The 14,088-nt window shown below is 30.2% G+C and carries 11 protein-coding genes; all 11 read left to right on the forward strand.

Features of this window, described 5'->3' with window-relative positions; genetic code table 11:
• Positions 1-1,035, forward strand: coding sequence for a glycosyltransferase family 2 protein (locus tag MSM_RS06685; RefSeq protein WP_011954444.1), 1,035 nt, complete (start codon positions 1-3; stop codon positions 1,033-1,035).
• A gap of 174 nt (positions 1,036-1,209) precedes the next feature.
• The gene (locus MSM_RS06690; protein WP_004032589.1) at positions 1,210-1,995 is read left to right on the forward strand and encodes an ABC transporter permease; all 786 of its coding nucleotides are present in this window, start codon (positions 1,210-1,212) and stop codon (positions 1,993-1,995) included.
• A gap of 15 nt (positions 1,996-2,010) precedes the next feature.
• Positions 2,011-3,771 carry an ABC transporter ATP-binding protein gene (locus MSM_RS06695; protein ID WP_011954445.1) on the forward strand — a complete coding sequence of 587 codons (1,761 nt, stop codon included), beginning with the start codon at positions 2,011-2,013 and terminating at the stop codon, positions 3,769-3,771.
• Positions 3,772-3,773: 2 nt separating this feature from the next.
• Positions 3,774-4,868 (forward strand): CDP-glycerol--glycerophosphate glycerophosphotransferase, encoded by a 1,095-nt coding sequence (locus tag MSM_RS06700; protein ID WP_011954446.1) that lies wholly within the window; start codon positions 3,774-3,776, stop codon positions 4,866-4,868.
• Positions 4,861-5,823: a glycosyltransferase family 2 protein gene (locus tag MSM_RS06705; protein ID WP_011954447.1), complete on the forward strand. Its 963-nt coding sequence runs from the start codon at positions 4,861-4,863 to the stop codon at positions 5,821-5,823. The genes MSM_RS06700 and MSM_RS06705 overlap by 8 nt, the downstream gene beginning before the upstream one ends.
• Before the next feature lie 5 nt (positions 5,824-5,828).
• Positions 5,829-6,794 (forward strand): glycosyltransferase family 2 protein, encoded by a 966-nt coding sequence (locus tag MSM_RS06710; protein ID WP_011954448.1) that lies wholly within the window; start codon positions 5,829-5,831, stop codon positions 6,792-6,794.
• 15 nt (positions 6,795-6,809) lie between these two features.
• Positions 6,810-7,667, forward strand: a complete 858-nt coding sequence (locus MSM_RS06715) for a glycosyltransferase family 2 protein (protein WP_004032583.1) — start codon at positions 6,810-6,812, stop codon at positions 7,665-7,667.
• Positions 7,668-7,716: 49 nt separating this feature from the next.
• The gene (locus MSM_RS06720) at positions 7,717-9,120 is read left to right on the forward strand and encodes an undecaprenyl-phosphate glucose phosphotransferase (RefSeq protein WP_011954449.1); all 1,404 of its coding nucleotides are present in this window, start codon (positions 7,717-7,719) and stop codon (positions 9,118-9,120) included.
• Positions 9,121-9,274: 154 nt separating this feature from the next.
• Positions 9,275-11,656: an OB-fold nucleic acid binding domain-containing protein gene (locus MSM_RS06725; protein ID WP_011954450.1), complete on the forward strand. Its 2,382-nt coding sequence runs from the start codon at positions 9,275-9,277 to the stop codon at positions 11,654-11,656.
• A gap of 30 nt (positions 11,657-11,686) precedes the next feature.
• Complete coding sequence (radA, locus tag MSM_RS06730) at positions 11,687-12,622, forward strand: DNA repair and recombination protein RadA (RefSeq protein ID WP_004036279.1); 936 nt, start codon at positions 11,687-11,689, stop codon at positions 12,620-12,622.
• Positions 12,623-12,933: 311 nt separating this feature from the next.
• Entirely contained in the window at positions 12,934-13,839 is a 906-nt protein-coding gene (locus MSM_RS06735; RefSeq protein WP_011954451.1) for an AEC family transporter, read from the forward strand.
• Positions 13,840-14,088 lie beyond the last annotated feature (249 nt).

The raw sequence follows: 14,088 nt of genomic DNA on the forward strand, positions 1-14,088 counted from the left end.
ATGTATAAAATTTCAGTTGTAGTGGCTACTTATAATTCCGGTGATTTTTTAAGTGAGTTTTTAGACTCAATTAAATCTCAGAGTTTGGGTTTTGAGGATATTGAGGTTATTTTTGTTGATGATGCTTCAACTGATAGTTGTACTTTGGATTTATTGCATGATTTTAATAAAAAGTATTCTAATGTTTCAGCTGTGTTTTTAGATGAGAATTCAGGGTTTCCTGGAACTGGCAGGAACAGGGGTTTGGATTTGGCTGGCGGTGAGTATGTTATATTTGCTGATCATGATGACAGCTATGTGGAAAATGCTTTTGAAGTAATGTATAATGAAATAAGCAAGGAAAATGCTGATTTTTTAATTACTAACTACTATAAAGTTTATGAAAGGGAGACAGTTAAAGAAAAAACTGTTTTTGATGGGGAAAATGTTGTTGTAAATACTTTTAAAGATGATTTGAGGTTATTTGACATTGGCCCAAGTATCTGGACAAAATTGTTTAAAAAAGACTTCTTAGCTGAAAACAATATTAGATTTTTGGAAGGGATGCTTGCTGAAGATTTGTATGTTTATGTTTATGCACTTCTCAAATCTAAAAAAACAGTTTATTTGGATGATTTTTATAGCTATAATTATAGTATACGTGATGTTGATGGAAACAAATCAACAATACATATCAGAAATAAAAAATACTTGGAAAGCATGGTCAATGGTTATTTTGAGGTAGATAATTTATTGGATAAACTAAATAAAGAAGAATTCTTTTCAAATATTTTTAAAAGACATTTTGTTTATTGGTTAACGAGTTTGGTAGTTAGTGATATTTCAGATGCAGAAAAAAGAGAGCTAGTGGTAGCTATTAATCCATTGCTTAAAAAACAGCTGGCTATAAGTTCTGAATTTGATGAAAAAAGTTACTTGCCATTAATTGATCTTATTTTAGCAGAGGATTATGATAAAATAGTTGAGGAAATATGTAAAATTAAAAAATCAAGAGCCAGAAAGGATAAAATCAAGTCATTTTTTGGTTTGCGATAAAAATATTGATTGTTTAAGCTAATTTGACTCATTATTTTAAACACAATATAAATTTCGTGTTTAATGTGTGGGGATAATAAGTTTAAATAATTTTTGGATAAGCAATCTTTTTATAATTCTTTTATTAAAAATAACTAACAGTTTTAAAAAATTTATTTTAGAGAGTTCCTGTTCATGTTTGAAAACAATGTGTATGTGCAAAATTTTAATAAGTATACTTTTCTACTTACTGAATTGATTAAAAGGGATATAAGTGGAAAATATAAGGATTCTACTTTAGGTTTATTCTGGAGTTTTTTAAATCCGTTATTATCTATGATTGTTTTAACAATGGTTTTCTCTTTAATATTTGCAAATACAATTGAGAATTTCCCGGTTTATTTGCTAAGTGGTAAATTGGTATTTGATTTATTTGCTAATGCTACTACTGGAGCTATGGATTCTATTAAGGCAAATTCAGAGATTATTAAGAAGATTTATGTTCCCAAATACATGTTTGCTGTTGGAATTGTCTGTTCAGAGTTTATTAACTTTTTAATCTCTTTGGTGGTATTGGTTGCTGTAATGATATTTACAGGTGCTCCGTTTCATTTTGCGCTGATTTACTCACCGATTCCATTGTTTTTCTTATTGGTTTTAACAATGGGGGTAGGTTTAATCCTTGCAACAGCTACAACATTTTTTACGGATATTAAATATTTATATGGGGTTCTTGTAATGCTTTTATCATTTATGACTCCGTTGTTCTATCCGATTGACATTATTCCTCAGCAGTTCTTATTTGCATATAAATTAAATCCTTTATATTCTGCTGTTGAGTGTTTCAGAAACATTATACTTGGCGGAACTTTCCCGGATACCTGGCCGTTTGTGTTTTTAATTGTAACTTCAATAATTTCACTTGTCATTGGTGTTTATGTATTCTTCAAGTATCAGGATAAATTTGTACTTAATATATAAGGAGGTTTTTTTAGTTTGACTATTCAAGTAAGATATCCAAAAGTTATTACTCAGGAAGAAAATTCCAATAAGTCTGAATGGGTTGATTTAAATAATGTTAGAATCGATGATTGGGATGAATTGGCTTCTACAGTAGTTAAATCAAATGAAGCTCCTCAGGTTATATGTACAAGTCATTTTGATTTTAATATTCCTGGTGATGCCAAAGTATCAGAAATTATTGTAGAACATGATTTTCATAAAGATTCTTCTGAAAATCCTATTAAAATGGATCCTCCAATGATTAAGGCAGTCATAGGGGATAATGAATTTGAAAAGGAATCCTTTGTCCATGCAGATGTTTATCCTGCAGACAGATCTGTAAAGATAACTGTCGATGACATCAGAGGTGAGGACATCAACAATGATTTTGCCGTTAAAGTAGAATTTCCTAAAAACACAAGTGAAAATGACGGAATACTTTATTTTGATTATGTTCGTGTTAAATTAGTTTTTGAAGTTAAAAGATATCTCATAACTTCTGGTGAAACTAACAATTATTTCCCAACAAAAGAAAAACCTATAAAAATAGCAGTAGGTGAAGAATTAAGGTACTCTATTTACTTCAGAAATGTGAATGGTATTTCAAAAGAACCTCAGAAGGTTAAAATCAATGTTCCTGAAGGTTTTGAACTTGTAAAATATTATTTCAAACCTAAAAAGGTTAATAAATTAGCTGAAAAAGATGTTGAAGTAGCTGAAGATATATTTGATGAAAAGAATTATGTTTGGATTCCTTCAGCACGCGGAAAAGGAATGTCCGGATTGAGATTGATTCTTAAAGCTACCCATGAAGGATCCAGCCATATAAATGCTTATACTAAACATTATGGTGCAACTCCTAATTTTTATGTTGAAGTTCATCCTGAAGGCTTTGAAAGCCCGGTTAACATGTTTGATGAAACTTCAGGGGTTTGGGCTTCTGAATTGGAAGATAATGAAGAATTTCAGAAATTAAATCAGGAAGTAGCTATTGAAGTTGACAATGTATCTATGGAATTTGAAATGCCTCAGGAAAAAGTGGATAATCTAAAAGAATATTGTATTAAATGGGCCAAAAGAGAACTTAAGCCTAAAACCAACTTCAAAGCACTTAATGATTTGTCATTTACCATTAACAAAGGTGAAAGGGTAGGAATTATAGGATTCAATGGTGCAGGTAAAAGTACTCTTTTAAAAGTCTTGTCCGGGGTATTTAAACCAACTAAAGGTAAGGTATACACTGCTGGAAAAATAGCTCCGTTACTGGAACTTGGTGCAGGTTTTGACCATAATTACAGTGGAAGGGAAAACGTATTTTTAAACGGAGCAATATTGGGTTATTCCAAGGAGTTTCTATTAAGCAAATATGATGAAATTGTTGAATTTTCAGAACTTGGAGACTTTATGGAAATTCCAATTAAGAATTATTCTTCCGGTATGAATGCCAAGCTTGGCTTTTCAGTAGCTACTGTTGTTGAGCCGGATATATTGATTTTGGACGAAATTCTATCTGTTGGAGATGTAAAATTCCAGAAGAAAAGTGGGGACAAACTTAAATCTATGATGGGTTCAGGAGTTACTGTTCTTTTAGTATCACATTCAACTGCTAAAATAAGGGAATTATGTACCAGAGCTATTTGGTTGGATAAAGGTAAGGTTATAATGGATGGTAATGTGGATTATGTCTGCGATGCATATATTGAAGCAGCTAAAAAAGCATCTGCAGATGAAATTAAAGATTTAGAGCTTGTATAAGTATGTATCTTAAACATAAAATTTATGGAAAACTCTTTAATTTATTTACAAAGTTTTCAATTAATGATAAGCAAATATCCTTTATTTTAGATTCCAGCGAATCATTTAAGGGAAATTTGGATTATATTAAAAAGGAATTTGAAAAAAGAGGAGATTTCCAATTTAACTTTTTTTATAAGGATAAATTATCTTTTTCCAGTTTTAAAAGATTGGCTACTTCCAGATATGTATTTCTGAATGATAATTTTTTTCCATTGGCTTTCATGAATTTTAAAAAGGATACAAAAGTGATTCAGCTATGGCATGCTCCAGGTGCCTTTAAAAAGTTTGGTGCATCAAGTGATAATAAATCCAGAAATATTTTAGGTAAAATCAGCAGGAATATTGATTATCTGATTACCTCTTCAGACAATATTGAAGATTATTACAGTGAAGCATTTCAGATAAATAAATCTAAAATCAAGTCTTTAGGTCTTCCAAGAGCAGATTATTACTTTAAAAATCATAATTTGGATAAATTAAGGGATAATTTTGATTCCAAATATCCTATAGCTAAAAATAAAAAAATAGTGCTTTATGCACCTACATTTAGGGATAATCCTGAGAACAATAATGTTTTTAACTTTTTAGATTTGGAAAAATTCAATAGGGAGTTGGGGGACGAATACATTTTGGTGTTAAGGCTCCATCCTAAGATTAAAAAGTTTTTTAAAGATAAAATCGAAGTTAATCAGGAATATGTTGATTGCAGTGATTTTAAAAATGAACAGGAGCTTCTGTTAATTTCTGATGTTTTAATAAGTGATTATTCATCAATAATGATTGAATTTGCTTTGTTGGATAAACCAATAATCTTTTTTACTTATGATTATGATACATACATGTCTGAAGATAGGGGATTTTACTTTGATTTTAAAGAAAATGTTCCGGGACCTGTTGTTTATACAACTGATGAGCTGATAGCTGAAATTAAAAATAATGATTTCGATAAAAATAAAATTTCCGAGTTTAGAAAAACACAATTTAATGCAACTGACGGTGAAGCATCTAAAAGAGTAGTTGATTTCTTATTAAATGATGGTGGAAAAAATGGATAATATTAAAGTAAGTGTAATTGTTCCAGTGTATAATGGTGAGAAATATATACAGACTTCCATATCCTCTATAATAAATCAGGAGTTTAGTGAGAATTATGAAATAATTGTTGTAGATGATGGATCAGATGACAACAGTTTGGATATTGCACAGGAACTATTAAGTAAATCTGACATTCCATATAAATTGGTTCATCAAAGAAATTCCGGTGTAAGTGTAGCCAGGAATAATGGAATTGAAGTTTCAAGGGGGGATTATCTGGTATTTGTTGACAGTGATGATTATGTATTGACAAATCATCTCTCTGAGTTATACAATGGAAAAACAGATTTTACATTAACTCAAATGGCAAAAGAAGGTTCAAAATCAACAGTCAATTCAATCAGTTATCCGGAAGTTCCAATATCTGCTCATGACTTAATTAAAATGGAACTTCAGATGATAATTCCTGAATTCAGCTTTTGCCAGCTAATCTATAAAGCAGATTTAATTAAGGATAATAATTTAAAGTTTGATTCGAAGGCTGTTTACGGGGAAGACACTGAATTTGCCCTAAAAGCGTTAAGCTATGGTGAAAGTGTAGCTGTCGGGGAAGAAATAACTTATCTTTATATTCAAAGGAACGACTCAGCAACAAGCAAATCAGGTCTTAAAAGATTTAATTTCATTGAAACTTTGGAAAATCTCTCAAAATTTTATAAATCAGGGGGACAAAATGAATTAGCGGACTTGGTAATTACAAGCAGAATTCCCAGAGCCATTTTTGGCAACATGAATTATTTTTTTTACCATGGTTATGATTTTGATGAAGTAATGTCTAAAATGGATGATTTGGATTTATTTTCAAAATTGTCTAAGTTTAAGGGAGATTCTAAATTCAAGTTTAAAATAAGGCTATTTTTATTAAATCCAAAATTATATTATAAAATGTGGAAAAAATTTAAAAATACTATCTGATTATTATGAAAGCTTCTGTAGTGACTCCAAATTATAACGGAAAAGAATTTCTAAAAACATATTTCGATTCTTTAAATAGGAATAAAGAATTTGTTGGTGAAGTTATTTTGGTAGATAATGGATCAACTGACGAAAGTATTGAGTTTATAAAAGATTATTCAAGTAATTTAGATTTTCCGGTTATCATAATTAGAAATGCTGAAAATTTAGGATTTGCAAAAGCAGTAAATCAGGGTATTTTAAAGTCTTCCTACCCATATATATTTTCTCTAAATAATGACACTCAGGTTGAAGAATCCGGAATCAAACCATTAATAGATTTAATTTCTTCAGATGATAGTATTTTTTCAGTTGCTTCTAAAATGGTTCAGTTTGATAATAAAAACTTGATAGATGATGCAGGTGATGAATACAATATTCTGGCCTGGACTAAAAAGACAGGTGAAAATCAGCCTGCAGAAAATTATGATGAAGTATATGAAATATTTTCAAGTTGTGCGGGGGCAGCTATGTATAATAAGGCCATTTTAGAGAAAATAGGTCTTTTTGATGAAAATTTCTTTGCATATATGGAAGATGTTGATTTAAGCTACAGGGCGAAAATCAACGGATATAAAAACCTATTCTGTCCTGATTCTGTAGTTTATCATATTGGAAGTGCAACAAGCGGAAGCAGATATAATAAGTTTAAAGTAAAATTGGCTGCCAGAAACAATGTGTGGACGGTTTATAAAAATTTTCCAATTCCTCAAAAGATTTTAAATTTTATATTTCTATTTTTAGGGTTTTTAATTAAATATTTATTCTTTGTTAAAAAAGGGTTTGGCAAAACATATCTGGAAGGCATTAAAGAAGGTTTAAAAACAAGAAACAAAATCAATAAAGTTAAATTCAGCAAAAAAAATACCAAAAACTACTTTAAAATAGAATGGAAATTAATTGTTAATGCTGTTAAATTTTTAAAAAAATAAAATTAGTTGAGAATTATGGATCTTTCAGTTGTAATTGTAAATTATCAGACATTTGACCTGACAAGGAATACTATAAATTCCATATTGAAATATGAGTATCCTTTTAGCTATGAAATAATAGTAGTTGATAATGCATCGGAGGATAATAGTTTAAGTAATTTAAAAGATTATTTTAAAGATTCAGTTAAATTTATTTCTTCAAAAGAAAATAATGGGTTTGCAGCAGGTAATAACCAGGGTTTAAGGATAGCTGGTGGGAAATATCTTCTTTTATTAAATTCCGACACTGTTGTTTGGGAAAATACATTAGAGAAGATTTATAACTTCATGGAAAATAATCCTTTTGTTGGAGCATGTGGCTGCAGGGTTCTTTTAGCTGACGGAACTTTGGATAAAGCATGTAAAAGGTCTTTTCCTAATGTTAAAAATTCATTTTACAGATTATTTCACATTCCGACAAATAGCAAAGAGGATAATTATAATTTGGATAATCTGCCTGATGACGGAATTTATGAAATTGACTGTCTGACCGGAGCATTTATTTTTGCACGTAAAAAATGTTTGGATTCAGTTGGATTATTGGATGAGACATTTTTCATGTATGGTGAAGATATTGATTTATGTTATAGGATTAAACAGGACAATTGGAAGATATTTTACTTTGGTGAGGCTAAAATAACTCATTTTAAAGGATCAAGCAGTAAAAAACAGAAGTCTAAATTAATATATGAGTTTTATAGGGCAATGTATATTTATTATAAAAAACATCATGCAAACAGCACTTCATTTTTTGTCAATTTTATTGTTTATTTGGGAATTGTCTGTTTATGCATTTTAAAATTGATTTTAAATTTCTTTAAAAAGAAAAATTAAATATTATAAGAAATTTAAAGATATACTTAAATCTATTTTTGTGATAAATATGATTAAGCAGAATCAAAGAGTATTAAATGTAGTTATGGTTTTATCAGATGCATTAGTTGTAACTATAGCTCTTTTCTGTGCATGGTGGTTACGTTTTAAAACCACTTTATTTGGTCCGATTGGAGGCCATTTAGGTTTACAAAGCTATGTTCTTTTTTTAACATTTGCTGTAATACCTACATACTTGATATTGTACTTTTCTTTTGGTCTTTACAAACCTTATAGAACTCATAAAACAATTTTTTCAGAAGCAACTAAGCTTATAAAAGTGAACATTGTTGCATTCTTTGTTTTAGTTGCTATTTTATTTATTGTTAATGAACCTAACTTTTCAAGAATCATGCTATTCCTTTTAGCTATTATAGCTACTGTTTTTGGAATAACTGAAAGATTTGTCATTAGGAGCTTCTTAAAAGAGATTAGATCTAATAACAAAAACTTAAAGCATATTCTTATTGTTGGGGATAATGATTTAGCTTATACTTTCGCACGTAAAATTAGAAATAATCCCTATTTGGGGTTTGTTGTCAGCGGATTTTTAGGTAAAAGCAATCATGTAGGTCTGGAAATTGAAGGAAGCAAGATTATTGGTGCGTTTAAAGACTTAGATGACGTTCTTGAGAAAAATAATTTTGATAGGGTTGTACTTGCTATTCCGTTAAAGTATTATTTTAAAATCAATGAGCTTGTGGAAAGCTGTGAAAAGGTGGGAATTAAAGCAGAGATTATTCCGGATTATATAAGGTATTTCCCTGCACAGCCATCAGTAGACATGATTGAAGATATTCCGATTATAAATATACGTTATGTTCCATTAGATGATGCATTTAATAATTTTTTAAAATCATTATCTGATTACATAATATCTATTATAGCTATTATAATCACATCTCCGATCATGCTGATTACTGCAATAGCTATTAAACTGACTTCTAAAGGCCCTATTATATTTAAGCAGGAAAGAATAGGATATCATGGAAAACCATTTATGATGTACAAGTTCAGAAGTATGAAAGTTCAAAATCCGAATGAAGAGAAATCAGAATGGACAACAAAAGATGATCCAAGGAAGACCAGAGTAGGTAATTTTATCAGAAAAACAAGTATTGATGAATTGCCTCAATTTTTCAATGTTTTAAAAGGAGATATGAGTGTTGTTGGTCCCAGACCTGAAAGACCATATTTTGTTGAAGAATTTAAAGAAAAAATTCCAAAATACATGGTTAAACATCAGGTTAAGCCGGGATTGACAGGATGGGCTCAAATTCATGGGTGTAGGGGTAATACTTCTATTAAAAAACGTATAGAATTTGACATTGAGTATGTAGAAAACTGGCATATGGGTTTAGACTTAGCTATAATGATTAAAACAGTTGTAAAAAGAAATCCTAATGCATATTAGAATTTTGCACATTTGAACTTTTGTGTAGTTTATTAAAATTTATATTCTATTTTTTTAATAATTATTTTAAAAATTACTTTTCAAATGCTGTCTCTAATAGTTTATATACATTTTAATTTAAAATAATAATTAACTTTCTAACGAGGGGTTTGGTATGGATAATGAAATTTTAGAATTATATGAACAGGTCAAAGATAAATTGACTATAGAAGAATTTCAAGCAAAAATAAATGATATTTCTAAAGAAAACGAAGATTTAGGTTTTGTTGATGATTATTATGCTGCTGAACAGGTGGTAAACAATATAATTGGAGCTAGTGAAGATGATCAAAAATCCAATGGTGAAATTTTAAACATAGGTGATTTGGAACAGGGACCCCAAGCAGCTATTGTTGGAAGGATTATGGGTATCTCAAATCCGAAATCTTTTAAAACACGTAAAGGCAAATCTGGACAAGTCTGCAATATGGAATTGAAGGATAGCACTGGTGATATTAGGGTAGTGTTATGGACAGAAAATATTAAACTTCTTAAAAATTTTAAAGAAGGAAACATTGTTAAAATTACTGATGTTGATATAAAAGAAGGTTTTAGAGGAGATAATGAAGCTAATTTAAGACCTAGGTCAACTATAACTCATTTTAAAGAAGCGGATTTATCAAAATTCCCCGAATATGAGGAAAAGATAACTGATATTGAAGATCTTGTCCCTGAAACTAAAGCAAATATTATTGCCAGAATAGTAAGGATTCCAACTCCAAGAACTTATGAAAAAAATGGAAAAGAAGGAAAAGTCACTTCTCTTGAGCTAAAGGATGCAACTGGAGAAATATCCTACACATTATGGAATAAAAATGTTGATTTGATTGATGAATTGGGTTTGGATGCAGGAGATTCTGTAAAAATATTAGGTGCACAAGTAAGAGAAAGGAACGGTGAATTATCATTAACTCATTGGGATGGCAGAATAATCAAAGGAGATTTTGATGTTCCTGAATTCACTCAGGAATTTATTAAAATTGGAGATATTACAGAACAAAATAATATAGCTATTAAAGGAGTAATTTCTAAATTGCAGGATATCAGAACGTTTACAAGAAAATCTGATGGGTCTGAAGGTAAATTAAGAAACTTTGATGTTAGTGATGATACAGGTTCTATTAGAACTACAATATGGGGAAATGATACAGATATTTTGTTAACTAAAGGAGATATTGTCAAAATTATTGGTGCAGATGCTCGTTTTGATGATTATACAGACAGTGGATATTCACTTAACACAAATTTCAACACTCAACTTTCAATAAATCCGGAAAACTTATCTGCTGAAGAATTGGACATCTTTGATGAAATCAAACAGAAAGTTTCTCAAATTAAAAGACTTAGTGAAGTTGAAGAATTTGATGAAGACGGAATTGAAGTTGATGTTATAGGAAGAATGTTTGCTATTGGTGAAATAAATGAATTCCAAAGAGATGACGGTAGTGTGGGATATGCACGTTCAGCCAAATTCTCTGATGGTGAAGGACGTGTTGGCCTAACATTTTGGGATCAGAAAGCTAAACAGGAATACAAAACCGGCGGAGCATACAAAATCGAAAATGCAAAAGTTAGATTGGGAATGTATGAAGTTGAATTGAATATTGGAGGTTCTGCACGTATAATGGAATTACCTGAAGACAGTGACCAAGCAAGATTCCTTCCATCCTTTAAAACTATTGAAACAATGCTTTATAGCCACAAATCAATAGCTGATGTTGAAGAAGATGATGAGGGCATTATTGTTACAGGCAGAATAATTGAATCAAGTGATGTTCGTGAATTTGATAGAACTGACGGAAGTAAGGGATATGTCAAATCTTTAGAAATAGCTGATAATTCAGGTTCTATTAATGTTACTTTATGGAATGAAAATGCTAAAAAAGAATGGAATGTTGGAGATGCTATTAAATTCCAAGATCCTCAAATCTCATTTAGAAACGATAGCTTGGAAATTAATGTATCAAGGTCCACTTCTATTCTTGAACCTGATGAATCAGAAATTGATGATTTACCAACTTATGATGAATTAAAAGAATCCATTTATGTTCCTAAAACCATTGAAGCTCTAGAGGACGATGATAGGAATGTTCGTATAACAGGTACTCTTAAAGAGGTATTCGGTAATAAGATATTAATTACAAAATGTCCTAGCTGTGGAAATACTGTAGATCAGTCATCAGATGATTTTGTTTGTAGTTTCTGCGGAGAGCCTATCGATGAACCTAGATATCTTTTAATGGTTCCGGCTAGACTTGAAGATGACACTGGTGAAATTTCAATCACTTTCTTTGATAATTTGGCTGAAGAACTTCTTGACATGAAAAAAGAAGAAATAATTAATCTTACTGATAATGGTTCTGATTTAGGACCTATGGAAGGTAGAATAGATGATTTGAATGGTTTAACTGTTGAAGTTATTACTAATGTTAGTTTTGACGATTATAATGAAGAAATTAGGCTCAATCCTAAGAGAATTTTATCCAAATATTATTAAAATAAAACAAATTAATGAGGCATGATTATTATGGTGGAATTAGAAGATTTACCAAGTGTTGGTGAAAAAACAGCGGAAAAATTAAGAGATGCAGGTTTTGCAGATATGATGAGATTAGCTACTGCAACTCCTAAAGAATTATCTGTTAAAGCAGAAATTGGTGAAGGTGTAGCTGAAAAAGTTATTGAAGCAGCTCGTAAATCTGAAAAAATAGACTTTGAAACAGCTTACGATGTTCTTGAAAGAAGAAGAGATGTAGGTCACATTTCTGTTGGTAGTGAAGGTTTCAATGATTTAATTGGTGGCGGAATTGAAACTCAATCAATTACTGAAGTATTCGGGGAGTTTGGTTCAGGTAAAAGTCAAATTTCTCATGAATTGGCTGTAACTGTACAATTGCCTCCTGAAAAAGGAGGACTTGATGGTGAATGTGTATTTATTGACACTGAAAACACTTTCCGTCCAGAAAGGATTGAACAAATAGCTAATGGTTTTGAATTGGATATTGATGAAGTATTGCAAAAAATCCATGTAGCTCGTGCATTTAATTCTTCTCACCAAATCTTAATGGCTGAAAAAATTAATGAACTTATCCAGCAAGGCAATAATATTAAATTGGTTATTGTTGATTCTTTAATGGCTCATTTCAGAGCAGAATATGTTGGAAGGGAATCTTTAGCTGTAAGACAACAAAAATTAAATCAACATTTACATGCACTTCAACAAATAGCCAATACTTATAATGTAGCTGTTTTCATAACAAACCAAGTTCAAGCTAAACCTGATTCATTCTTTGGAAGTCCTACTAAAGCTATTGGTGGACATGTTTTAGGACATGCATCTACTTATAGAATCTGGCTTAAAAAAGGTTTAGCAGGTAAAAGAATTGCTCGTTTAGTAGACAGCCCTCATTTGCCTGAAGGTGAATGTGTATTTAAAATTAAAACCGAAGGTATTGTTGATTAATTATACCTTTTAACCCTCTTTTTTTACATTTGAAAATATTTTCTGCTTTTTAGATTTGTCTCTAATTTTTTATTAGTCGTTATAACCAATGTTTTATAATCTTTGCTGAATTATGCAAAGCCAATTTCGGTTCTACAATAATGATATGGATTTTATTCGTAAGGAACTTATTCTCAGCATTTTTAACATATTCTTAACATTTTTTAATCCTCATTTTATTATTTAATTCAATAAAATTAATAATGTTTTGTTTTAGCTATAACAAACATTTATAAATATCTAAATCAATAGTTATATTTCGAGGTATTAATATGAATGCAATTGAAATTACAATTATATCTATTGTTTTAATGATTGGTTTAGGTTATTTCCTTAAAAGAATAGATTTTTTAAGTGAAAAGGATATTGATCCCTTAAATAAGATTGTAATGTATATCCTTATGCCTTGTATGATTTTTTCTGCCCTTTATTCTGCAGATATGAGTCTGTTACCTACTTTGGGAATTTTGCCGTTTGTTATTTTAACAGCATCAATTGGTTCAGGTGTTATATCTTATATTGTTCTTAAAAGACTTCATTATGATGATAAAAAAATTTGGAGTGTTTTAGTAACAGTAATGATAGCCAATACAGCTTTCATGGGATATCCTGTCAATTTAGGTGTTTATGGCCATCCCGGATTTTTAAGAGCTATATTTTGTGATTTAGCTACAACATGCATGTTCTTGTTATTGTCCTTTGTTCTTGTTCTTAAGTTTGGAGGAACTGTTAAAAGAGCATTTAGGGAAATTTTATTGTTCCCACCTTTATGGGCTGTTGTTTTAGGTATTTTATTTAATTTATTAAATATTCCTATTGGTCCAGTTTTAGATAAAACAGTTAATTATCTTGCTGATGGGGCTATTCCTTTAATTATGATTTCACTTGGTTTGTCAATTGAACTTGGAGGTCTGGCCAGAAGTAAAGCCATGGTTATTTTCACTTCAATTGTTAAATTAGGAGTATTTCCATTAATTGCTTTGATTGTTGTATCACTTTTAGGACTTACTGGTTTACAACATGATGTAGGAATTATTGAGGCAGCTATGCCTTCTGGTATGTTGTCTTTATTACTGGCTATTACTTATAAATTAGATTATGAATTAACTTCAGATTGTATTTTAATAAATACGGTTATTTCATTAATAACATTACCAATCATAATGACATTATTATAAATGTTGATTTTTGAACAGTTTTTTCTGTTCTATTCTTTTTTTTTAATGATTGGTGCTAAATATTTTCTTAAAGGGAGTGATTTTTTAAGTAAATGGGGTATCGGCATTTTAAGTTTATATTCTTTTGTTAGCTGGTTAACCTGCAGTTGATATTTTAGTAAATGCTATTGATTTCATTAGTTGCCCGGCATGTGCTGATATTGCTGTTATGACCCTTAAATTTCAAAATTTAACTTTGCCTAAATTTAT

The sequence above is a fragment of the Methanobrevibacter smithii ATCC 35061 genome, assembly GCF_000016525.1.
GTDB lineage: Archaea > Methanobacteriota > Methanobacteria > Methanobacteriales > Methanobacteriaceae > Methanocatella > Methanocatella smithii.